The sequence below is a fragment of the Pedobacter sp. WC2423 genome, assembly GCF_040822065.1.
Taxonomy (GTDB): domain Bacteria; phylum Bacteroidota; class Bacteroidia; order Sphingobacteriales; family Sphingobacteriaceae; genus Pedobacter.
In genome coordinates, this window is sequence record NZ_CP162005.1 from 4,850,863 (window position 1) to 4,873,492 (window position 22,630).

Genomic DNA, 22,630 nt, shown 5'->3' on the forward strand with positions numbered 1-22,630 from the left:
CTAAATTACATACGCCAAATACGAGCTAAAACCATTTAATATTAAAGCAGGTAGTATGAACGAATTTCAAATTAAAAAGTCAGACGTCGAATATGACGCCATAATAGTTGGATCCGGAGCGGGTGGAGGTATGGCAGGATATGTGCTGGCCAATGCCGGTCAAAAAGTGCTGATGCTTGAAGCAGGAGCTTATTTTGATCCACGTCTGGATGCACAGCAACTAAAATGGCCATGGGAATCTCCAAGGCGTGGTGCAGGAACTGTACGCCCATTTGGAGATTTTGATGCTGCTTATGGAGGTTGGGAACTTGATGGAGAACCTTACACCCAAAAAAATAATTCTGAATTCGCCTGGTTCCGTTCAAGGATGCTGGGAGGAAGAACCAATCACTGGGGACGTATCTCTTTGAGGATGGGACCAGAGGACTTTCAGTGTAAAGACGGACTGACAGACAACTGGCCTGTTACTTATGAGGAAATCAAGCCATTTTATGATAAAGTAGACCGGTTAATCGGTATCTATGGAACTGTAGAAGGTATCGAAAGCGAGCCGGATGGTATTTTTATGGCACCGCCAAAACCAAGGTTAAATGAGCTGTTTATAAAAAAAGCAGCGAAAAAGAACGGGGTAACTGTTATTCCAGGCCGTGGTTCGGTATTAACAGAAGCGTTGCCAAATAATAAAGATCGTGCCCCTTGTTTCTACTGTGGGCAATGCGGCAGAAGCTGTAAAGTTTATGGTGATTTTTCTTCTTCGTCCTGCCTGGTTATACCAGCAGTAAAAACAGGAAATCTGACCGTGATCACCAATGCAATGGTACGTGAAGTACTTACAGATAAAGGCGGTCTGGCTACCGGTGTATCTTACGTAGATAAAACTACGATGGAGGAACATCAGGTAAGAGGAAAAGTGGTTATCCTTGGTGCAAGTGCCTGCGAATCTGCTCGTTTGTTGTTAAATTCTAAATCTGTAGCGCACCCCAACGGTCTGGCTAATAACAGTAATGTAGTTGGTAAATATCTGCATGACTCTACAGGTGCAAGTTTAAGCGGATTTCTGCCACAACTCATGGATCGTAAACGTTATAACGAAGATGGAGTAGGTAGTGTACACATTTACTCTCCATGGTGGCTTGACAATAAAAAATTGGACTTCCCGCGTGGTTACCATATTGAATACGGCGGTGGATTACATATGCCTGGCTACGGCTTTGGTGGTGGTATAGAGAACATGAACGGTGCTGTACCCGCAAGAGATGGTAAAATGAAAGAAGCCGGTGGATACGGTGTCGGATTAAAAGATGATTACAGACGCTTCTTTGGTACACAAGTAGGTATGGCCGGACGTGGAACAGCGATCGCCAGAGAATCTAATTACTGCGAAATAGATCCTAAAGTAGTGGACAAATACGGTATTCCTGTGTTGCGTTTTAACTATAAATGGGCTGTTGAAGAAGTGAAACAAGCCAAACATATGCAGGAAACCTTCCAGGAAATGATGCATACTATGGGGGCTATTGTGACTTCAAAAGTTCATGGCCCGGAAGATAACTACGGATTAGAAGCCCCGGGTAAAATTATCCATGAAGTAGGTACTGTCAGAATGGGAGATGATCCAAAAAAATCTGCTTTAAATAAATGGTGTCAGGCACACGATTGTAAAAATCTGTTTGTGGTGGATGCTGCCCCTTTTGTACAACAGGGTGATAAAAATGCAACCTGGACTATTCTGGCGCTATCGATGCGTACAGCAGAATATATCCTTGCAGAAAAGAAAAAATTAAATCTGAGCTAACCAAAATAGACATGAACAGACGTGAATCACTTAAAGCCCTGGGCTTAACGGCTATAAGTTCAGCAGTATTGCTGGAAGCTTGTAAACCAGGAGCGCTTAAAACAGATAAGGCGGCAGATGAAAAAGCTGCCGCTCAACCGGGCAGAGAAGCTTTCGAAGTAGAAAGAGACAACGCTTTAAATGCAGCAAAGTTTTTCAATGCACATGAGATGGCTACCATTGCTATCCTTTCAGATATTATTATTCCGAAGGATGGAAAATCCGGAAGTGCCACAGATGCTAAAGTGCCTGAATTTATTGAATTTATTGTTAAAGATATTCCAGACCATCAGATACCTATGCGCGGCGGATTAAAATGGTTGGACATCCAGTGTCTTAACCGTTTTCAGCAAACATTTAAAGATGCTTCAGAAAAACAGCGTATTGAGATGGTAGAAGATATTGCCTATCCGAAAAAAGTTAAACCTGGAATGCAGCAGGGCGCAGCTTTTTTCAGCCTGATGAGAGATTTGACGGCCTCTGGATTTTTTACTACAGAAATGGGTGTCAAAGATTTGGGATATGCAGGTAACGTACCCAATAAATGGACTGGGGTACCTGCCGATGTATTGAAGCAATACGGAATGGAGAATGTTTAATTCAACCCCTTTGTATTGGAGGCTGCTAAATTTCTGATGATGATTCAGGCATTAGCAGCCTTTTTTTATTGGAGTTTCAGCTCCCGCTCCGTTAAACTTTGTATCTTATACTGATCTAAAAAGAGCTGAATGACCCTGATTATTGTACTGCTTTGTATCCTGTTATTAATTGTAATGGTGTCCGCCATGCGGATCAATGCTTTTCTTTCTTTCCTGATCGTATCTATCATTGCCGGCATCGCGCTGGGTATCCCGCTCAATAAAATTGCCGGCTCTGTCGAAAAAGGAATAGGCGATGTGCTGGGTTCATTACTCATTATTATTACCGTAGGTGCGATGCTGGGAAAACTGGTTGCCGATAGTGGGGCAGCTCAGCGGATCGCTGCTGTGATTATGAACATCTGCGGAGAAAAGTACATTCAATGGGGCGTAGTGGTCACCGGATTTTTAATTGGTATCCCGCTTTTTTACGGAATAGGATTTGTATTAATGATTCCGTTAATCTTTTCCGTAGTCTATAAATATAAACTGCCGGCAATTTATATTGGTCTGCCTATGCTGGCTGCCCTTTCTGTGACCCATGGATTTCTTCCACCACACCCTTCACCATCTGCTTTAGTGATACAATTCAAAGCGAATATGGGGCTTACTTTGTTGTACGGTTTAATCGTTGCCATACCTGCAATTGTGATTGGCGGGCCGCTTTTTGCCAGAACACTAAAACATATTCCTTCTACTCCATTAAAAAGCTTCGTTCCGGCCGATAAACCTGAGCACGAATTGCCAGGTACTTTCAATAGTTTCTTTACAGCCCTTTTACCAGTTTTATTACTCGTTATTGCCGCTGTATTATCCTTTTCTGCTAAGCAGGCACCTGGATTAAATAACCTGATGGGACTTGCAGGCGAATCAAATGTGGTGATGCTGATTGCTTTAATTACTGCAACGCTGACACTGGGGGTTTTCCAGGGAAAGAAAATGACTTATATTATGGAGCTCTATGGAGAAGCCATTAAAGATGTGGCCCTTATTCTGCTGATTATTGGTGGCTCGGGCGCATTAAAACAGATACTCGTAGATAGTGGTGTAAGTGCACAAATTGCAACTATGTTAAAAGAACTGCACATGCAACCCCTGTTTCTTGGGTGGCTCATTACAGCTGTTATCCGGTTTTGTGTTGGTTCAGCCACAGTGGCCGGCTTAACCACCGCAGGTATTATCCTGCCGCTGATGGTCGCTACCAATACCAATCCTAATCTGATGGTACTGGCAGTAGGAGCGGGAAGCTTAATGTTCTCTCACGTAAACGATGCCGGATTCTGGATGTTCAAAGAATACTTCAACCTTAGTCTGAAAAATACGTTTAAATCATGGGCATTGATGGAATCAATAGTTGGGATAGTGGGACTGATCGGCGTACTTTTATTAAATCAAATTATCTAAAAGAATATACAATGGAAAACTTAAGTGCAGAAGCGCAATTTGCAAAATTAGGATTAACACTGCCACCAGCACCAACACCTCTTGGAGTTTATAAACCATATTTGATTGATGGTAAATACCTTTACTTGTCCGGACATGGGCCTGTTAATGATGATAAAAGCCTGATTATTGGCCGTATCGGTGCTGATCTGGATCAGGAAGAAGGTAAACTGGCAGCAAGACAAGTTGGTCTGACCATGTTATCCACTATTAAAACTAACCTGGGTACATTGAACCGCATAAAAAGAGTGATCAAAGTTTTAGGCATGGTCAATTGTACGCCGGACTTCGAAAAACACCCCTTTATTATCAATGGATGCAGTGAGTTATTTGCAAAAGTATGGGGAGAAGAAAACGGAATAGGTACACGCAGTGCTGTAGGCTTTGGCTCATTGCCTGATAATATTCCGGTAGAAATTGAAGCAATGTTCGAATTACATGAATAATATGGCGGCAGACTGGTATTTAATTGACGACGTGGAACAGCTGGATTCGCCAGCCCTGGTATTTTACCAGGAAAGAATAACTGCGAATATTGAAACACTAAAGCAAAGCATTAATCATATAAAAAGGTTAAGACCACATGTTAAAACCCATAAAACAATAGAGATCACGCAGCAGTTATTAGCGGCCGGGATCACTAAATTTAAATGTGCAACTATTGCTGAAGCAGAGATGTTAGGCCTTTGTAAAGCACCGGATGTATTGTTAGCCTATCAACCTGCAGGGCCAAAGATTGACCGGTTTATTCAATTGATCAAAACCTATCCGGATACTGCGTTCTCCTGTCTGATAGATAATGAATTCTCTCTGAAAGAGATTGCCCATGCGGCAATAGCTTCGGGAGTGATCATACGTGTTTTTCTTGACCTTAATGTTGGGATGAACAGAACTGGTATACTACCAGGTGAGCAGGCATCAGCACTTTATGAAGTTGCAACAGCCGAAAAAGGTGTGGAGATCTCAGGGCTTCATGCCTATGATGGTCACATTCATGACGCAGATTACACATTAAGAGAAAAGCAGGTCGCAGTTATATTAGCGTCCATTGGTGAATTAACTAAACAGATGGTTTGCAAAGGTATGGCAGAACCGGTAATTATTGCCGGAGGAACACCAACTTTTCCAATTTATGCAAAGCTGGACTATGCAGAATGCAGTCCGGGGACATTTATACTGTGGGACAAAGGCTATCAGGATGCTTTTGCAGAACAAGATTATCTGACGGCAGCGTTGGTGATCACCCGTGTCATTTCACTCACATCCGCTACAAAAATCACGGTAGATCTTGGGCACAAAGCAGTAGCAGCAGAGAATTTATTAAAAAAGAGGGTTCATTTCTTAAATGCACCCACCGCAGAAGCTGTAAGTCAGAGCGAAGAACACCTGGTGCTGGAGCTTGGAGCAGATCATGGTTTCCGGATCGGGGATGTCCTGTATGGTTTACCAGTACATATCTGCCCTACAGTAGCACTTTACGGCAACGCGAATATCATTAACAATCATAAACTAACAGAGGGGTGGAGGATAATTTCAAGGGAGAGGAAGATTAATATTTAATTTTTAAGCTGATGTTTACTATAGATGCACACCTGGATTTAAGTATGAATGCGCTGGAATGGAACCGCGATCTGCGTTTGCCAATTGCTGCCATTAATGAAAGAGAAAAAGGACTGACAGATAAACCCGATCGTGCTAAAGCCGTAGTTTCTTTACCCGGGCTTCGAAAGGGTAAGATAGGTTTGGTCGTCGCTACCCAGATTGCACGTTATGTGGCTCCTGGAAATAACTTGCCCGGCTGGCATTCACCAGAACAGGCCTGGGCACAAACACAAGGGCAGTTAGCCTGGTATAAGGCTATGGAGGAAGCGGGGGAGATGGTACAGATCAATAACCTGCAAACGCTCGAAAAGCATGTGCAGCTATGGGAGAATGAGCAGCCGGATGAGCAGAAACCCATCGGCTATATTTTAAGTCTTGAAGGCGCAGATTCTATAGTTACTGTTCAGCACCTGGAACGTGCCTATGCTAGTGGTCTGCGTGCAGTTGGACCAGCACATTATGGTCCCGGACGTTATGCACAAGGCACAGACGCTACAGGTTTTATGGGGCCAAAAGGTCATGAGCTGCTTAAAGAGATGGAGCGTTTGAACATCATTCTGGATGCTACACATTTGTGTGATGACAGTTTCTGGGAAGCATTAGATCATTTTAACGGACATATCTGGGCATCTCATAACAATTGCAGAGCTTTAGTGAACCATAACCGTCAGTACAGTGATGGACAAATTAAAGCATTGGTAACCCGTGGTGCAGTTATTGGCTTAGCGCTTGATGCCTGGATGATGGTTCCAAACTGGGTTCGTGGACAGTCTACGCCAAAAAGTATGCATTGTAACCTGGAAGTAATGGTGAACCATTTAGATCATATCTGTCAGATTGCTGGTAATACTTTACATGTAGGGATCGGATCAGATCTGGATGGTGCATTCGGAACAGAACAATGTCCCTATGATGTGGAAAACATTGCAGATTTGCAGAAAATACCTTCGATTTTAACAAAAAGAGGGTATACAACTGAAGATATTAAAAACCTGATGCAGGGAAACTGGCTGCGGTTTCTTAGAAAAGCTTGGCGTTAAGTAATCCAGCATAACTTTATTCAGAGCACTAACAAGTTATCCACATAAAATGTGGATAACTTGTTAGTGCTGAAATTAACAGCTTAGACTTTGATATAGATTTTACGTCTGTCCAGTATATATGCTACTAGCCAACATACTAGCATAAAGCTGATTGCAAATAATAAGGAGCCGATAGGCCCCGGTGCAATCACCTGGAAGAAATTAACATTTATCCACGTGCTAAAATGTAGTTGTGGAAAAAGCAGATCGATAATAATCAGCAATAAGTCTGAAACGATATAAATGAACAATGGATTTTTCCCGAAAACCACGAAGAATTTAGTCCATTGAGTAGCTTTTCTAACCTCAATAATATAGAGCAGTACACCAATAATCATCAGGTCAAGTCCGGTAGTGATCAGTACAAATGAGCTGGTCCATAATTTCTTGTTAATGGGCAGTATTGAATTCCAGCATATTGCAATTAAAACGAATAAACTTCCCATCAGGAAAAGCTTGGCGATACTTTCATATCCTTTCCCTTTTTCCTGGATAAATTTACCTGCAAAGTATCCGATAATCACATTCACGATGGATGGAATTGTACTTAATATCCCTTCAGGATCAAAAGCGATATGCTGTCCATTCAGATGATCACCATGATACATGTGGGAAGTTCCCATCACGAGTTTATCGAGGTAATATCCTGCATTCCCTGTCATCGTTAATTCGGCACCAGGATCACCAAAAACTAATAAACAGATCCAATAGCCAACCAGAAAGAGAATGCTCATCCAGATGACAGTTTTTCCTGACAGGTAATGGATCATTAGCGAAGCAATTCCAAAACATAGTGCTATTCTTTGTAAAACACCCAGAATACGGGTGTCTCTTATAGTTGCAAAGATGATCTGTCCCTGATCATCATGTTTGAAAAATGGAAACCAGTACATCAGGAAACCGATCAGGAAAATTAGAAAAGTGCGTTTAAATATTTTAAGCAGCACCTGGGAATTGTCCATCTGGCTGAATCTTTTCATAGAAAAGCTCATGGCATTCCCTACTGCAAAAAGAAAAGAAGGGAAAACCAGGTCTGTAGGGGTGAACCCGTGCCAGGCGGCATGTTCAAGTATGCCAAAAGGTATTGCGCCTTTTCCTGGAGAATTTACAATGATCATGAAACATAAAGTCATGCCACGGAATACATCCAGGGAAAGAAAACGCTCGGTTAATGGTTTCATAGGCTTAATAGATTTATTCCTTTTTTAAACAGGAACTCCCTTAAAGATAGGAAGTTCCTGGATGTGTTTTCTGGTTAGTTATATCCGGGGTTTTGTGTCAGTATTTTTTTACCACCCTGAATACTCAGGTCAATCTGACGTTGAGGTACAGGATAATACTCATTTCTTCCGGACGTGAATTTGCCCCTTCTTACATCAGAGGTTATCTTACCCTGGAAGTTGAAATAAGCGTTTAGTTCTTTCTCTGCAATACCCCAGCGTACCAGGTCAAAAAAGCGGTGTCCTTCCATCGCCAGTTCTATCTTGCGCTCATAATAGATCGCGCTCAGCGCATAAGCCTGACCCTGACTGGCAAAGTCGCCGGCAGGATACGCACTCACTTTATAATTTGCAGCCGGAACATCAGAGAATCCTCCAAGCGGGTTGCTGTCATCTATATACTTGTAAACCCAACCCTCTTTATTCGCAGCCCTGGCTCTTACCCTGTTTACATACTGTTGTGCAGTAGCCAGGCTTCCTGCCTGCGCTTCACACTCGGCAGCCTGTAACAAAACATCAGCAAAACGGATAACCAGGTAATTGATCGCTGAACCCGGAGCCCAGGTCGTTTTATCTGCATCTGTAGCTGCAGTTTTTTGCCAGTATATATTTTTCTTTGGTCCATAAGGTCCACCGTAGCTCTGATCTCTGATCCATGCTGCGCCCGGATAATTTCCCCAGTCCAGATAAGGAATACCTCTTCTGCCGGCTGTCCAGTCTATCCTTGGATCTAAAGTTCCCTGGTCAGGAATAAATTCTGTACCTCCGCCCACACCCATGTCGTTTTTAACTGCATAGTCATTGTAATTGGAAAGGTAAGGGAGACCCGTGGTTTCATTGGTCCTGAACCTGTTTACTAAGTCAATAGAAGGCTGGAAGAATCCGCAGCACCCAAAAGGACTACCTCCATAAGGGAAATTCAGCATATCTCCGTTATTCCCACTCGTCGGTCCGGACGGATCTGCATTTGCTGCCATCTGGATCGTAAATACTTCTTCCGGATTGTTTTCTTTGCCAGGCAAAAAATTATCCTCGAATAAAGCATTCAAATCATACTTTTTACCACTACTGGTTACTCCTGATGGGATTACTACATCAAATACCGCTTTAGCATCTGCATATTTCTTCTGATATAAATAAGACTTCGCCAGGTAAGCACCAGCTGCCCATTTATTGACTCTGCCTGTTTCTCCCTGTGTTGCAGGAAGATTTTCGTAAGCAAACTTGAAATCACTGGTAATTTTAGCCCATAGCTCAGTGCTCACCGGCTGGTTAAAATCAGTAGTGGTTTCATCGATCCATGGCGCGTTGTTCCAGAATTTCTTAATTTCAAAATAGAAGTGAGCTCTTAAAAACCTGGCTTGTCCAGCGATAATTTTTCCTTCCTCCGGTGTGATGTCTGTTGCTTTTGCTAAAAATTTCAGTACGTTGTTTGTACGGGAAACACCTTCATACAGTGCCTTCCATTTCCCGTTATAATAAGCGTTGTTTGCATCAGAATAAAAGTTGGCAATAGGGTCAATAGCGGGCTGATCTGAGCCATCACTACCTTTAGAAGCATCACCACCAGCAATCGATCCGAAAACCCAGTTGCTTGGTGAACCCTGCCAGGCTTCACCACCACCTAAACTCTGGTTTTCTCCCTGCATACCATACAGTGCTGCATAAGCACCGATCAGCAAGGAGTTTACGCCGTTTTTATTAGCGACCAGCTCTTCAGATACTGAACCCAGAGGAGGTTGTTGTAATGCCTTTTTACAGGAATAGAATGATTGTCCTGTCAAAACCAGTACAGTCAATAAAATAAATGCAGATTTCTTCATCTTAATATTTTTTAAACCAAAAGGTGATTAAAAGGATAAGTTTAGGCCGACTAAGAAAGTGCGCTGACTAGGATAAGACCCATCATCAACGCCATAGGCAGTCTGCTGTCCGGTTTCACTTGATGTACCAATTTCCGGATCAACACCAGTGTATTTGGTCATCGTAAACAGGTTCGCCCCCGACAGGTAAACTCTTAATTTGTTAACGCCTATTTTCTGCAATCTTGCCGAATCAAACGAATAACCAATCTGTGCATTTTTTAATCTCAGGTAAGAACCGTTTTCTACGAAGTATGAGTTAGGAACTGCGTTGGTACTGAATGAATTTGCTGTTTCCTGAATTGGTGCCTTTGTATTGTGATGCTGTGGAGTCCAGGAATCATATAAAGCTGTTTTGCTTTTCGCACCTCCGAATGATGGCGTAAAATCAGTCCACCATTTGACCTGGTTCCAGATGGAGTTACCCTGAACACCGTAGAAAAATGCACTGAAGTCCCAGTTTTTATAAGTCAACCCTAAGTTTAATCCATAACTGTAAGATGGATTTGCATTACCCAAAAACGTACGGTCTTCTGCAGTGATGCGGCCATCGCCATTCATATCTGCATATTTAAAACGACCCACACCTATATCAGTCTGGTACACATCATTGGGATTACCTGTAGCCGACTGTGCTTTTTTATTAGCTTCATCTACCTCTTGCTGAGAATTCCAGAAACCATCTGTTTTGTAGCCAAAGAACTGGCTGATCGGGTGTCCTACTGCATTACGGATAATATTACTTCCATCAAAACGACGCGCATCCACATCATAATAATCCGAACCACCAGAGATCTTCTGGATTTCATTGTGGTAAGTTGTGATTGTAGCCGTTGCATTCAGCTTAAGAGCGCTGCTGATCTGTGTATTTCCGGAAACTGAGAGGTCAAAACCATTGTTTTTCATCTGTGCTATATTCACAAAAGGTACTTTTGCTGCACCACTTGTTGCAATCATTTCAGGATTGTATAATAGATCCTTGATGTTTTTACGGTAATAATCAGCGGAAATATCAATATGTCCGCCAAATAAAGTGGCATCGAAACCAAAGTTTGAATTGATGTTTTTCTCCCATTTGGCATTTGGATTACCAGTTTGATTCTGATAGAAACCTGAAACGATACTGTTTCCACCACCAATTGCATAATAAGACGTGCCAACTTTACTTCCGAAGGTGGTGAAAGCGTTACCACCACTAACATTCAGCTGATTTCCCATGATTCCATAACCGCCTCTGATTTTGAGGTCAGTGATCCACTTTACATTTTTAAGGAAACCTTCCTGAGAAATTCTCCATCCCGCACTTACCGCAGGAAACCAGCCATATACATGCTGCAGGAACTTAGAAGAACCATCACGGCGTAGGGTTGCACCGATCAGATATTTATCATTATAACTGTAATCTACTCTTCCGATCAGGGAGAATAAAGTATTAGCCGTCCGCTCGCTGGTTGTTTTCATAGGGCCACTTCCAGTGGAGAGGTTGGTATAATCCGGATCAAAAGAAAAATATCCTTGATTAGAACTTGTAGAAACGTGTGTATTTTCTCTGAAAAACTCTGTTCCTGCTACTGCTTTAATCCGGTGTTTATCAAATGTTTTATTAAAAGATAGTGTATTTGTCCAGCTATAATTATAACCATCCAAAGCAGATTCTGTATAAGAATTGGTTGTTGAGTTTTCAGAATTCTCATACTGTGGATATATAAATGCACGGGTAGCACCTGAATAGTTTTCTCCGCCAAACTGAGATCTTATGGTCAGGAAGTCCGTTAAATCAGCCTCTGCGAAGATATTTCCGAACAGCCTGTTCTGTTGTGATTTATCATCTTTAGTCCGCTCCTGCATCGCTACCGGATTATAAGCATCACCCAGGTTGCCACCATAAGATCCGGCAAAATTTCCCATGATGTCTCTTACAGGAATAATAGGCTGCTCTCTGAAAGCATGACCAATTGCATTGTCACCACTTAAACCCGCAATCTGCGGATTATTTGTAATGGAATACGCCAGGTTTTCGCCCACACGTATATGTTTACTCACATTATACTGACTATTAGAACGGATCGTATATCTTTTCAGGTAAGTATTCAGTAAAGTGCCCTGCTGATTGAAATAATTTGCAGAAAATAAGTAACTACCCTGATCAGATCCTCCTGTAATGGCCACATTCTGACTGGTAATAGATGCGGGTCTGAATATTTCATGGTACCAGTCAGTTCCTTCTTTATTAGCTCTTGAAATCCTGTAAAAACTATTGTATTCATTTGCAGAAGTATAAAAAGGTTTTAGTTTGTATAGCGCAGGATTGGCTCTTGGATCACCTTCCTTTGCACCTGCTGGTAAAATATAATCAGGCAGTACATAGGCCGGGCCGCTTCCGTATAAAGAATCTACAAAATCTGTGGCTCCGGAATTGGTCATGGCCATATGCTTAAGATCTGCCATTTCCTGAGGATTCAGCATATTCCATACATTGCCACCCTTAGGGCGCTGGGTACCATAATAAGCATCATAAGTCACTGTAACTTTACCCTTACCTTTTTTAGTGGTAATGACAATCACTCCGTTTGCAGCTCTGGATCCGTAAATTGAAGCTGATCCTGCATCTTTCAGTACCTGCATAGTCTCAATATCATTTGGGTTCAAGTCAGCAATACTTTGCGTAGGCACACCATCCACTACATACAAAGGATTATTATTTCCAAAGGTGTTCACACCTCTGATTCTTACCTGCGGCTCTTCTCCGGGCTGCCCTGAGCCTAATACCGTAACACCAGAAGCCTGACCTTGCAAGAGGTTGTTAACCGATGCAGTTGGCTGTTTGATCATTGACCCTACATTCACTACTGATACTGCACTGGTCAGATCTTTCTTTCGCTGGGTACCATAACCCACTACCACTACTTCTCCTAAAGAAGTAAGTTCTTCACTAAGCTGTACATTTAAGGCTGTACGGCCATTTACAAGTATTTCTTTAGCTGTGAAACCAATATAAGAGAAGACTAATACCGCATCTGGTCCGGTTGCAACAATTGCATAACTTCCATTTCCATCTGTTGTAGTACCAATTTTAGTTCCTTTTATATTGACACTTACACCCGGCAAAGGTTCTCCTTGATCAGAAGTTACTTTACCTTTTACAGTGATCTGATTCTGATTAATCAGCAAACCAGCTGTTAATCCCGAAACGTCTTTCTCGTAAAGCAGGATCTGGTTGTCCTCCACTTTATAGTAAATATTCAGTGGATTCAGCGTCTCGTTCAGTAGCTGTCCTAAAGGCTTGTTAACTGCGCTTACCGTCACTTTACGCTGCGCTTTGATTGCAGTAGCGCTGTAGACGAAGTTTACCTTGGTCAGTAATTGTATTTCAGTCAGTATCTGCTTGATCTGGCCCTGGTTAATATGGATTGAAATTTCCTTGTCTAATATTTCCTGCCCCGTCACATTTTTGGCTAAGGACGTGCAGGTGAATAAAATGCCAAGAAAAATTTGTGTCATGGATATCCGCATTGCTGTTTTGATTAAAGCAACAAATCGCTTTTTTTTCATACCTTTAGAAGTTTTTGTTCGTTAATGTGAAAATTTCGTACAGAGATTATTGGCTGGCAATGTTGGGGAACTTTGTCAGCCTCTTTTTTTGAGGAGTTTGGTTAGTAAATCTTCAATCGGTCCATAGGCTAATTGATTTTGGTTAGTTAGTCGGTTATTTAGTTTTGATAATTATTTTGGTACCTGATATTTCATAATGTGCTTTGATCGTATGGCACAGCAGGTCTAGTTTCTGATATAAATTCTGTTTGGAAATATCTCCTGTAAACGTATTGTTATAAAGTTCCTGGTCTTCAATAATGAATGCAATTCCATAAGCAGTCTGCAATTGATTCAGTACTTCAGTGAGCGGGGCTTCTTCAAATACATAGGCTGCTTGGTGTGCATTTTGATTAACGGGAACGATCGGAAGGGGATCAGCGACTAATGTGGTTTCAAAATTGTCGTTATCTTTTTTATAAGTTGTCTTTTGATTAGGTGTAAGGATTACCTTTTGATCTTGATTAAAAAGACGCTTAAAATTTAATTGCTGGTCCTTATTCGGGCAAACCATTACTTTTCCGGTTTTAACAATCACCTGAGTTTCCTCCGTAACCGGATTGGACCTGACAATGAAACTGGTTCCAACTACCGTGGTAATTACATTTTTGTTATAGACAAAGAAAGGTCTGTGTGGATTTTTACTGATCAGAAAATAACCTTCTCCCTGTAAAGATACTTCCCGTTTGTGTGCAGAAAAATGTTCAGGATAAAACAAGGAAGAAGAGGGTTGAAGGATGACAACGCTGCCATCTTCCAAATTGACCCTGAGTGGGGCAGAAGTAGTATTTTTCTTTTCCAGTATAGTGGTCAATGCCTGAAATTTTAAATACTGAGGATCCTGTTTTTTGTTTAAAAACGAATAACCGGCGGTCAAAGTTAGTGCTATTGTGGCGGCGGCGGCAAGCCAGGCCAGAATTGGCAAACGTTTTGCCCGGCCAGCAGGCTGAGCAGATAGTTGAGTCTGGTTAATGCTATCGGTTTCCAGATTGATCCTGTCCCATAGTTTTTGTTCAAGTGTAGGTAACTCATTGGGATAGATTTCTTCCAGGTCATCCCGGTCCAGCATGCCGTACAATTTTTCAATCACGATTAATTCTTCTGGAGAACATTTGTTCTCCAGGTATTTTTCTAATAATGAATGAAGGGCTTGTCTTTTCATTTAGTGCCTTTAAGACTATATGTACGTTTTAGCGACCCTATCCCTAAAGAAAAATAAAAGAAATTTAAAATTTGTGAAAGAATATAAAAGCGAGCAGTAAAAAGAGGTATTCCTTTAAATGAAACCGCATACTTTTCAGCGATTGTGTGATGTGATATTCAACTGCTTTTTCCGAAATATTCAACTGTTGGGAAATCTCTTTAGTAGACCGGTTATCAATTCTGCTTAACCTGAATACTTCTCCTGTTTTTTTAGGTAATAAAGAAATTCCCTGATTCAGCGCTTTAGAAAGATCATTAACCAGGGCCAGATCATCAGTACTGCTGGTGATATTCAGCTGTTGTACATTCAAATGATCCTGATATTTTTCTTTAACCAGCTTGGATTTGTAGTGGTTGATAATACTATATTTCAGGCTTCCAAACAGATAACAGTCCAGAGAATCGATCGATACACTTTCTCTTCTTCTCCAAAGGTCTGTAAACAAATTCTGCGTCAGCTCTTCAGCCAGTTCCTTATGGTAAACTTTGATATAGGCCGCTTTATATATTCCTACCCAATAACGGGTATAGATTTCTTTAAAAGCTAACCCATCGTTAGCTTTTAATAAATCCACTAAAGAATTATCACAGAGACTATTGTATTTCATTTAAATTATATCTGGCAATAAAAATTAATTAAACTATTCGCTCGTTTAAACACCTATTGGTGTAATTGTTTAATCGCTTTTCTAAAATTATCCTAAATACGCTAAGAAATAGCAGATGGATTGGTGTTCTATTTAAAAATGGACCATTTTAAGTATAAATTTAAATATTGACTCCATAAAAACTATAAATCTTAATTATTTAAAGTGCTTAAGTTAGTAATTTAATCAGTAATAATGTCCTAAAGAATAAGAAGTTATCACCTCTGCTTATTTCTAAAAGAAATTGAAAGTATAAATAACGTGGTCAAAATAGTTTAACAATTGGCTGGAATCCAATAACATTGCAAAGGAAATTTTTTGTCAATTAGAATTAAATTTATTTTGATATGGAAAAAATATATACTATGTTTCTGTGTTTTTAATCAAAACTATTATTTTAGAGGTTAAAGCTCCTCTTAGAACTAAACAAAGCTATTTTGCAGGTTTTTGCAGACCGGATAAAGTTTCGTTCCTGTAAGAAAGAACCTGTTTTTATGTTTAAATCGTGATCAACAAGAAAGATGGAAACAAAAAGACAAATTAAACTCAATTATACTCAGGAATTTAAAATTGCTTGTAAAATAAATAATTTGAAACCTGAAGAGTTGATACAGTATTTTATCAGCTATGTCTCTTTTTATGCGTTTATAGGTGGTAACATGGAAGCGATGTACTTGTGGGCAACAACTGCATGTATTGATTTTAAAGAAGCGCATGGCGGAGAACCAAAGCCAGTAAATAACCACAGGATACAGGAAATTTGTTTAAAATATATTAAGAAGCTGACTGCCTTAAATATGAGCAGCAGCGCTTCGAAAATGGTAGCGCACTATAAAATTGTCTCCTTAATGAAAGAGTGGTCTTCAGAAATGCTTCCCATTACAGATTATGAGCTGGAAATAGAGACTACTGATGGGTATCAGCTCGAGTTGTCATTTGACTTTAATTTGGTCTGCCGGATGAACGGAACTGAAATACAGGAATTGCTTCAATATTTTATCAACCAGATATCTTTAGCAAGGGAACGGGCTTTAAATCTCTATCAGGTTGTTAAAACAGATCCCAGTACTGCTTTTTTGTTGCTGCTGAGCAGTAAGCATGAAAGCTTTAAAAATAAGATAATGCCACAACAGGAGATGTACAAAAAATACGCAGCTCAATTGCAAAAGCTGGATGAAAGGCTGAAGGGAGAAAGTAATCTTGAGCACAAGACAAGAAATTATAATAAATTTTATCTGGCATGGTATAATGCACTAAATCAAAATATCAATTAGTCAAACCCGGCTATTCCAGCCTTGATTGTCTGTTTAGTCAGCCAACAGCTGTGGTACATCTTTTGACTGCGCTCAACGGGCCATGAAGCAGCGTATCAAATCAACAAAATTAAAAGTCTTGAGTCATGGACATGGTTATGCCTGTGAGGAAATTAAAATAAACAATATGGACTCAAAAAGACGTGATAGATTAGCCTATACTGACGATTTCAGGATAGCTTGTACGATCAACAATCTTAAACAAGAAGATGTTCTGCAATACTTTATTAACAGGGTTTCTTTTTATGCGTTTAACGGGGGCGAAATGGAAGCAGTATCTTTATGGGCCACAAGTATTGTGATTGATTGTAAAAAAGAAGTAAATGCGAAGGTTAAAGCCGTTACGGACAGGAAAGTCAAGCGGATATCTCTGAAATATATTTTAATGCTGAGTGAACTGAATGATAATCCTTACTTGTCAACGGTGGATAAAATGAAGGAAAGTTATATACTGATGAGAGAATGGGAAATCGATATGTCTCCACTAGTGGATTATCCCCAGAACTTTCTGCTGGATGAAGAGCGTTCATTAAGCCTGACTTTTGATTTTAATCTGCTTTGCAGAATGAATGGCATCGAAGCTATACAAGTACTGCAATATTTTATGAATAATATTTCCATGGCCAATGAAAGGGCGATAAACCTGATTGAGTTTGTAGAAACAAATTCCTGCATGTCTCTTTTTGGGATGATGAGGTTAAGTCTTGATGACAGAAAAAACAGAATACCCATTCACCAGGAAATTCATAAATGGTACGGAGAGAAATTACTCCTGCTCGATGACCGGCTGAAGAAAGAAGAAAACCTGGATAAACGTATTGCTGTTTACAGAGCGTTCTATAAAGAATGGTATAACTCTTTGCGGAAAAACATCAATTGAAAGGTTTAATGGAATTTTCAGGGGTGCATTAAACCTTTCAACTGACGGACTACACTTTTTTGTCTTTTTTATCGAGCAGTGCTGTGGATGGCAGAAAATCTCTGGGCGACAGTCCAAAATGATCGGCAAATACATTGATGTGTTTTAAATTGTATTTGGCCGGATTTCCACTGTTTTCCACGTTACCAATAAAAGATGCTTTAACCCCAATAATGTAAGCAATATCTTCCTGTCTTAATTTCTTATCAGCTCTTAATTTTCTGACGAAATCAACCACATGCTGTTCAATAAGATCTAGTTTTACCTTTCCTTCCATTTGCCGACTAAGTAATTTATATTCCCATTTATAATTTACACATATTAATGTAAATATGACGTGTTTCTGTTTTCTAAGTTAAATTATTGAAATTTGACAATATAATGTTGCAAAATTTAATCTATTTCAAAATTTGTAAACCCTTATCATTTAGCGAACAGGAGATTAATTTTTATAAAACAATTTGAGTTTTAAACAAGCAGCTGATGAGGTGAAATAACAAGAGGATAAGATACAGAAAAAAAACTTTAACTGTATAATATCCGCTAATTATTACAAAATTTTCCAGAAGAGTTAATATTGACTACTCATTACATACAAAAAACAATATCTGGTCGTTTCTCAGTATATTTGTTACGTAAAAAGCTTACACTATTTAAATGAATAAGACTCTGGCTGGTTTATCAGCTTTCAAAAATCTGGATAGCCTTTTTATTGCACTGCTAGGCTTTATCCTGCTCCTGATTTATACCGGACATTCAGGAATTGGAATCTCACCTGATTCTATCGTATACGTAAGTGTTGCGAGGAATATCCATGAATATGGGGCATTATTGGATTACAATTTAAATCCAATAGTTGACTTTCCTGTATTTTATCCTTTATTTTTAAGCATAGCTGCTTTTTTTTTCCGGGTAGATCCGGTTATTGCGGGGCCCTGGTTAAATGCCTTACTTTTTGCACTGGTTATTTTCTGTACCGGTAATCTGATGGAATCATTTCAGGAAAAGAATCGGATTTATAAATTATTTATTCTCCTGTGCATTGCCATCAGCCCATCACTATTTGATGTCTATGGCATGTTTTGGTCGGAAACACTATTTATACTGCTGTCGCTTTTATTCCTGATAGCCTTTAGAGGCTATTTGAGGACACGTTCAATAACTGCGCTGCTCTTTTGCGCATTAATTGCTGCCATAACCTGTATAACCAGGTATGCAGGTATTACCGTGATCGCAACGGGTTTGATGATAATGGTTTTTGACCGTTCTATGGAATGGCGAAAAAAAGTAGCACATTGTTTCTTGTTTGGCTTTCTCTCTGTCACTTTCCTGGTAGCTAATCTGATTCACAACAGGCTGGTGGCAGAATCGCTTACCGGCCCCAGGGAATCAGGAATTACCTCTTTAGGAGATAATATTTTTTATTATGGAAAAGTGGTCTGCTCGTGGCTGCCTGTGCTGGATGAGCATCCGGCTGCCTATATGAGCACAGCTATAATCCTGTTTTTGATCGTGTGCGTGATCTATTTGAAGAGGGCGTGGTTTACTATAGCTTATAAAACCACAGAAAATTGTTTTGCCGCATTTTTTATTGTTTATACTGTATTTATTATCGGGATTTCTACACTTTCCCATTTTGAACAGATCAATAACAGATTTATTTCCCCGGTATATATTCCAATGCTGATTGTATTCACCTGCTGGATACCGGAAACGATGCTCCGGCTGCCAGTTGTAAGGCGTCGTATAGCTTTAGTTGGTGCAGGTATTGTACTCGTTGCCTTTCAGGTAAATCAACTTGTAAAACTTTATGGAATGTACCAGGAGGTCAGCACTTACGGTATCCCCGGATATACGGACGATTCCTGGAAAAATTCCGCGACTGCGGGATTTCTCAGAAAACACGCTGCAGCTTTTAAACCTGGGTATGGGCTATATGCTAATGCAGCAGAGGCAGTGTACTTTAACGGAGGATTAAGAGCTAATTCACTGCCACATTGGATTGAAGACGAGGATATTAAAGATTTCTTTTCTAAGGGTACTGTATACGTGATCTGGTTCCACTCGATAAATGATCCTGATCTGCTCAATCTGGCTGCTTTGCGAAAAAGAGCAGACGTACTGAAGCAATATAGTTTCAAAGACGGGGATATCTACCTGGTGAAACCGCATCTTACTCCCTAAGCCCGGAAATTCAGGTTAATCTCTTGCATGGAAACACGCTCTGCATCTTGGCTCGTAACTTTCTTTTTCTCCGAGCAGGATTTTGGCATCGCTGGATACCCTGCGAAAAGAATACATAGCAGGACTTCCGCATCTTACGCAGACTGCATTCACCTTAGTGACTAATTCTGCAATTGCCATTAAAGCAGGAACAGGGCCGAAAGGTTTACCACTAAAATCCATATCCAGACCAGCTACGATTACACGGATACCTTTATTTGCAAGTTTATTACAGACATCAGGAAGTTCATCATCGAAAAACTGAGCTTCATCAATACCCACAACCTGCGTATCAGATTTCAGCAAAAGAATTGCAGAAGAGTGTGCTACAGGAGTAGCTTCAATAGAATTATAGTTATGAGATACGACTGCTGTTTCATCGTAACGGGTATCTGTTGCAGGTTTATAAATCTCTACTTTTAGTTTAGCGATCTCTGCACGCTTTAATCTTCTGATCAGTTCTTCCGTTTTGCCTGAAAACATGGAGCCGCAAATTACTTCAATGCTGCCGCCATATTCTCCTCTGCTGTAATTTTGTTCGCTAAATAACATGCTGTATTCTGGGGTGTAATGACCGGCGAATATCGAAATTTTGTAGTACTTTTGAGTGTTTAGTTATCAACATAAATTACCAATTCTTACGTTATACAACTATGATGAACCAGGAGGACATATTCAAAAAGATAGGGCAGATACTTAGTGAGTTAAATGATCAGTATCAATATCTTGCTCAAAATCCCCGTGAACTCAATGAATTGGAGCTTGAACTTTTCCTGGCAAATGCCAGTTTCTTAGCTGATCACGTCAATATTATTAAGAAAATAAATAGCGGTACTGCTCCCCGGATATTATCCGGTGCTGCCGGAATCAGGAAAGATGAACCTGTTGAAGATCATTCTGCTACGCATGAGATCCTGCCGGCAAGACCAAGGCTGGATGATGATATTTTCAAGCTGGATAATGAGCCTTCAAATTTCGAATTCATCTTAAGTGAGAAGCCGTCCTCTGATCAATTCGAATTTGAAGAGAAATCTGTGGATGAGATATTTGACAGACCATTGAGCAAAGAAGAAGAGGTGATTATTGCGCAAAAACAAAAGCTCAGAGAAATGGACAGCCTGGGCATACAGTTGCCAGAAGATGATGAGGTAGGGCCTGAGCCATTCTTAGTGTCAGAGCCTGTGATAGAGACTGAGGTGGAGGAAGTACCAGCTACACCTGAGCCGGAAGAAGAAGAAGTTATTCCTGTAACCGAACCAATAGAAGAAGAGATTACACCTGTAACCGAGCCTGTAAGAGAAGAACCTGTTCCTGTTATTGAGCAGATTGAAGAAATAGCAGAAGAACCTGTTTATCAAGCGGAACCTGTTAAAGAACCAATTTTTGCATTTGAAGCAAAGCAGGTTCAGGAAGAGTTATTCACACCAGCACCGGTGCAAAACCAGGCAGACATTGAACCGGAAAAACCGGTAGCAAAACCTACATTAAATGATATCCTGTCTGGTAATACTGCTGCGGTCAGAAACATTAATTCTGAGAGCAGCAGGGTTCAAATCAAAGACTTGAAACAAGCCATCAGTCTGAATGATAAGATGCGTTATATCAAAGATCTGTTTAACGGTTACAATCTTGCCTATGCAGAAGCGATAGATCTGCTTAACAAAATGCCTGATTTCAAAAGTGCGGACGAATTTTTACAGCGCAATTATGCAGCAAAGAATAACTGGGCAGCTAAACAAGAAACAGCAGATCAGTTTTACGAATTGTTAAACCAGCGCTTTACTGTTAAATAAAGCCCATTCTATTCGAATCCAGTTTCAGGAAGATAAATAGTAATACCGTAAAACTCCATAAAGAAGACCCCCCATAGCTAATGAATGGCAATGGAATACCAATTACCGGGATGATACCAATGGTCATCCCTATATTAATAAAAACGTGGAAGAAGATGATACTGGCCACACAGTACCCATAAACCCTGGAAAAGGTAGAACGCTGTCGTTCGGCCAGGTTAATCACTCTTAACAGTAAAAATATATATAACCCGATCACAACTGAACAACCCAGAAAGCCCCATTCCTCTCCAATGGTAGAGAAGATAAAGTCGGTACTTTGCTCAGGTACATAGCCATATTTAGTCTGTGTGCCCTCCAGAAAACCTCTTCCGGTCAATTGCCCTGCCCCAATAGCGATCTTGGACTGGATCACGTTATAACCGGCTCCTTTAGGGTCTGTTTTAAGGCCCAGCATGATTTCAATCCGTGTACGCTGATGTGGTTCCAGCACCTTTTCATAAGCGACCTTTACCAGAAATAAATACGCAATGGCTATGATGGTCGTCAGGATCATTGAAAACATCATCTTTTGTTTTCTTCTGTTCTGATAAATAAAGAAACCTCCAGCCACTGCAATAATGGGAATCAGGATATAGGAAGGAACCAGGAAATCGGCAATAAATAACACGATCATCCCCAGAAAAATCAATAAGAAATAACCTGATAAACCTTCTCTGTACAACGGAAACATGAAGGCCAGGAATACTAGTGCCGAGCCTGTATCAGGCTGAAGCATAATCAATAATAACGGGAAGCCGATAATCAGTCCAGCAAAGAAAATAGATTTAATATCAGTGAACTTGGGATTGAAATTCCCGACATACCTGGCAATCAGCAAGGCTGTTCCGAATTTAGCCAGCTCAGAAGGTTGTAGCCTGAATGCGCCCAGAGGAATCCAGGCTTGATTACCAGCCACTTTACGGCCAACTACCAGTACAGCTATCAACAGTAACATCGTAATCCCATAAACCACTGGTGAAAATACGCTGAAGAACTTGGCATCAAGCAGCAGGATCGAGAACCCCAGCATTAAGCCTGTGATGATATAAATTAATTGTTTCCCGTAGTTACTGCTGAAGTTAAACAACGTTGAAGTTTCAGGATTATAAAGAGAAGCATAAATATTAATGAAGCCAATAGTACATAAGGCCGTGTAAATCAAAATGGTGATCCAATCTACATTGAAGAAAAAGCGGCTCCCTTGTTGCGTAGTCATTT

At 40.4% G+C, this 22,630-nt stretch carries 18 protein-coding genes; 10 read left to right on the forward strand and 8 right to left on the reverse strand.

What is annotated here, in order from left to right; all coding sequences use genetic code 11:
* Nucleotides 1-55: 55 nt before the first annotated feature.
* The 6 genes from AB3G38_RS20240 (at nucleotide 56) to AB3G38_RS20265 (ending at nucleotide 6,557) form a co-directional block, all read left to right on the forward strand.
* Nucleotides 56-1,795 (forward strand): GMC family oxidoreductase, encoded by a 1,740-nt coding sequence (locus AB3G38_RS20240; RefSeq protein ID WP_367865554.1) that lies wholly within the window; start codon nucleotides 56-58, stop codon nucleotides 1,793-1,795.
* Nucleotides 1,796-1,806: 11 nt separating this feature from the next.
* Entirely contained in the window at nucleotides 1,807-2,433 is a 627-nt protein-coding gene (locus AB3G38_RS20245; RefSeq protein WP_367865555.1) for a gluconate 2-dehydrogenase subunit 3 family protein, read from the forward strand.
* A 129-nt stretch (nucleotides 2,434-2,562) separates the two neighbouring features.
* Nucleotides 2,563-3,876 (forward strand): gluconate:H+ symporter, encoded by a 1,314-nt coding sequence (locus AB3G38_RS20250; RefSeq protein ID WP_367865556.1) that lies wholly within the window; start codon nucleotides 2,563-2,565, stop codon nucleotides 3,874-3,876.
* An 11-nt stretch (nucleotides 3,877-3,887) separates the two neighbouring features.
* Nucleotides 3,888-4,361, forward strand: coding sequence for a RidA family protein (locus AB3G38_RS20255; protein WP_367865557.1), 474 nt, complete (start codon nucleotides 3,888-3,890; stop codon nucleotides 4,359-4,361).
* Nucleotides 4,354-5,475, forward strand: coding sequence for a D-TA family PLP-dependent enzyme (locus AB3G38_RS20260; protein ID WP_367865558.1), 1,122 nt, complete (start codon nucleotides 4,354-4,356; stop codon nucleotides 5,473-5,475). Before AB3G38_RS20255 ends, AB3G38_RS20260 begins: the two co-directional genes overlap by 8 nt.
* An 11-nt stretch (nucleotides 5,476-5,486) precedes the next feature.
* Nucleotides 5,487-6,557, forward strand: coding sequence for a dipeptidase (locus tag AB3G38_RS20265; protein WP_367865559.1), 1,071 nt, complete (start codon nucleotides 5,487-5,489; stop codon nucleotides 6,555-6,557).
* 83 nt (nucleotides 6,558-6,640) lie between these two features.
* Here the strand turns inward: AB3G38_RS20265 and AB3G38_RS20270 are convergent, their stop codons facing one another.
* From AB3G38_RS20270 to AB3G38_RS20290, 5 genes are all read right to left on the reverse strand, one after another.
* Nucleotides 6,641-7,780 carry an acyltransferase family protein gene (locus AB3G38_RS20270; RefSeq protein ID WP_367865560.1) on the reverse strand — a complete coding sequence of 380 codons (1,140 nt, stop codon included), beginning with the start codon at nucleotides 7,778-7,780 and terminating at the stop codon, nucleotides 6,641-6,643.
* Nucleotides 7,781-7,854: 74 nt separating this feature from the next.
* On the reverse strand, nucleotides 7,855-9,642 hold the full coding sequence (locus AB3G38_RS20275) for a RagB/SusD family nutrient uptake outer membrane protein (RefSeq protein ID WP_367865561.1): 1,788 nt from the start codon (nucleotides 9,640-9,642) through the stop codon (nucleotides 7,855-7,857).
* A gap of 27 nt (nucleotides 9,643-9,669) precedes the next feature.
* On the reverse strand, nucleotides 9,670-13,233 hold the full coding sequence (locus AB3G38_RS20280; protein ID WP_367865562.1) for a TonB-dependent receptor: 3,564 nt from the start codon (nucleotides 13,231-13,233) through the stop codon (nucleotides 9,670-9,672).
* Nucleotides 13,234-13,387: 154 nt separating this feature from the next.
* Nucleotides 13,388-14,434, reverse strand: a complete 1,047-nt coding sequence (locus tag AB3G38_RS20285; RefSeq protein WP_367865563.1) for a FecR family protein — start codon at nucleotides 14,432-14,434, stop codon at nucleotides 13,388-13,390.
* 64 nt (nucleotides 14,435-14,498) lie between these two features.
* Nucleotides 14,499-15,083 carry an RNA polymerase sigma factor gene (locus AB3G38_RS20290; RefSeq protein ID WP_367865564.1) on the reverse strand — a complete coding sequence of 195 codons (585 nt, stop codon included), beginning with the start codon at nucleotides 15,081-15,083 and terminating at the stop codon, nucleotides 14,499-14,501.
* Between the two features lie 560 nt (nucleotides 15,084-15,643).
* Between AB3G38_RS20290 and AB3G38_RS20295 the strand changes: the two genes are divergently transcribed.
* On the forward strand, nucleotides 15,644-16,396 hold the full coding sequence (locus tag AB3G38_RS20295; RefSeq protein WP_367865565.1) for a hypothetical protein: 753 nt from the start codon (nucleotides 15,644-15,646) through the stop codon (nucleotides 16,394-16,396).
* Nucleotides 16,397-16,562: 166 nt separating this feature from the next.
* Entirely contained in the window at nucleotides 16,563-17,315 is a 753-nt protein-coding gene (locus tag AB3G38_RS20300; protein WP_367865566.1) for a hypothetical protein, read from the forward strand.
* A gap of 49 nt (nucleotides 17,316-17,364) precedes the next feature.
* Here the strand turns inward: AB3G38_RS20300 and AB3G38_RS20305 are convergent, their stop codons facing one another.
* Nucleotides 17,365-17,631: a helix-turn-helix domain-containing protein gene (locus tag AB3G38_RS20305; protein WP_367865567.1), complete on the reverse strand. Its 267-nt coding sequence runs from the start codon at nucleotides 17,629-17,631 to the stop codon at nucleotides 17,365-17,367.
* A 380-nt stretch (nucleotides 17,632-18,011) separates the two neighbouring features.
* Here AB3G38_RS20305 and AB3G38_RS20310 point away from each other — a divergent pair, with 380 nt between their 5' ends.
* Complete coding sequence (locus AB3G38_RS20310) at nucleotides 18,012-19,538, forward strand: hypothetical protein (protein ID WP_367865568.1); 1,527 nt, start codon at nucleotides 18,012-18,014, stop codon at nucleotides 19,536-19,538.
* A 15-nt stretch (nucleotides 19,539-19,553) separates the two neighbouring features.
* Here the strand turns inward: AB3G38_RS20310 and AB3G38_RS20315 are convergent, their stop codons facing one another.
* Nucleotides 19,554-20,129 (reverse strand): thymidine kinase, encoded by a 576-nt coding sequence (locus AB3G38_RS20315; RefSeq protein ID WP_367865569.1) that lies wholly within the window; start codon nucleotides 20,127-20,129, stop codon nucleotides 19,554-19,556.
* A 101-nt stretch (nucleotides 20,130-20,230) separates the two neighbouring features.
* Here AB3G38_RS20315 and AB3G38_RS20320 point away from each other — a divergent pair, with 101 nt between their 5' ends.
* Complete coding sequence (locus AB3G38_RS20320) at nucleotides 20,231-21,370, forward strand: hypothetical protein (protein WP_367865570.1); 1,140 nt, start codon at nucleotides 20,231-20,233, stop codon at nucleotides 21,368-21,370.
* Here AB3G38_RS20320 and rodA read toward each other — a convergent pair.
* On the reverse strand, nucleotides 21,363-22,628 hold the full coding sequence (rodA, locus tag AB3G38_RS20325) for a rod shape-determining protein RodA (RefSeq protein ID WP_367865571.1): 1,266 nt from the start codon (nucleotides 22,626-22,628) through the stop codon (nucleotides 21,363-21,365). The genes AB3G38_RS20320 and rodA overlap by 8 nt on opposite strands.
* Nucleotides 22,629-22,630: the final 2 nt, after the last annotated feature.

Bases quoted from the DNA above. Each gene is read 5' to 3' on its own strand.
- AB3G38_RS20275 (WP_367865561.1), bottom strand. From the start codon at position 9,642: ATGAAGAAATCTGCATTTATTTTATTGACTGTACTGGTTTTGACAGGA.
- AB3G38_RS20265 (WP_367865559.1), top strand. From the start codon at position 5,487: ATGTTTACTATAGATGCACACCTGGATTTAAGTATGAATGCGCTGGAA.
- AB3G38_RS20290 (WP_367865564.1), bottom strand. From the start codon at position 15,083: ATGAAATACAATAGTCTCTGTGATAATTCTTTAGTGGATTTATTAAAA.
- AB3G38_RS20270 (WP_367865560.1), bottom strand. From the start codon at position 7,780: ATGAAACCATTAACCGAGCGTTTTCTTTCCCTGGATGTATTCCGTGGC.
- AB3G38_RS20260 (WP_367865558.1), top strand. From the start codon at position 4,354: ATGAATAATATGGCGGCAGACTGGTATTTAATTGACGACGTGGAACAG.
- AB3G38_RS20255 (WP_367865557.1), top strand. From the start codon at position 3,888: ATGGAAAACTTAAGTGCAGAAGCGCAATTTGCAAAATTAGGATTAACA.
- AB3G38_RS20300 (WP_367865566.1), top strand. From the start codon at position 16,563: ATGGACTCAAAAAGACGTGATAGATTAGCCTATACTGACGATTTCAGG.
- AB3G38_RS20310 (WP_367865568.1), top strand. From the start codon at position 18,012: ATGAATAAGACTCTGGCTGGTTTATCAGCTTTCAAAAATCTGGATAGC.
- AB3G38_RS20240 (WP_367865554.1), top strand. From the start codon at position 56: ATGAACGAATTTCAAATTAAAAAGTCAGACGTCGAATATGACGCCATA.
- AB3G38_RS20285 (WP_367865563.1), bottom strand. From the start codon at position 14,434: ATGAAAAGACAAGCCCTTCATTCATTATTAGAAAAATACCTGGAGAAC.
- AB3G38_RS20320 (WP_367865570.1), top strand. From the start codon at position 20,231: ATGATGAACCAGGAGGACATATTCAAAAAGATAGGGCAGATACTTAGT.
- rodA (WP_367865571.1), bottom strand. From the start codon at position 22,628: ATGACTACGCAACAAGGGAGCCGCTTTTTCTTCAATGTAGATTGGATC.
- AB3G38_RS20245 (WP_367865555.1), top strand. From the start codon at position 1,807: ATGAACAGACGTGAATCACTTAAAGCCCTGGGCTTAACGGCTATAAGT.
- AB3G38_RS20250 (WP_367865556.1), top strand. From the start codon at position 2,563: ATGACCCTGATTATTGTACTGCTTTGTATCCTGTTATTAATTGTAATG.
- AB3G38_RS20295 (WP_367865565.1), top strand. From the start codon at position 15,644: ATGGAAACAAAAAGACAAATTAAACTCAATTATACTCAGGAATTTAAA.
- AB3G38_RS20305 (WP_367865567.1), bottom strand. From the start codon at position 17,631: ATGGAAGGAAAGGTAAAACTAGATCTTATTGAACAGCATGTGGTTGAT.
- AB3G38_RS20315 (WP_367865569.1), bottom strand. From the start codon at position 20,129: ATGTTATTTAGCGAACAAAATTACAGCAGAGGAGAATATGGCGGCAGC.
- AB3G38_RS20280 (WP_367865562.1), bottom strand. From the start codon at position 13,233: ATGAAAAAAAAGCGATTTGTTGCTTTAATCAAAACAGCAATGCGGATA.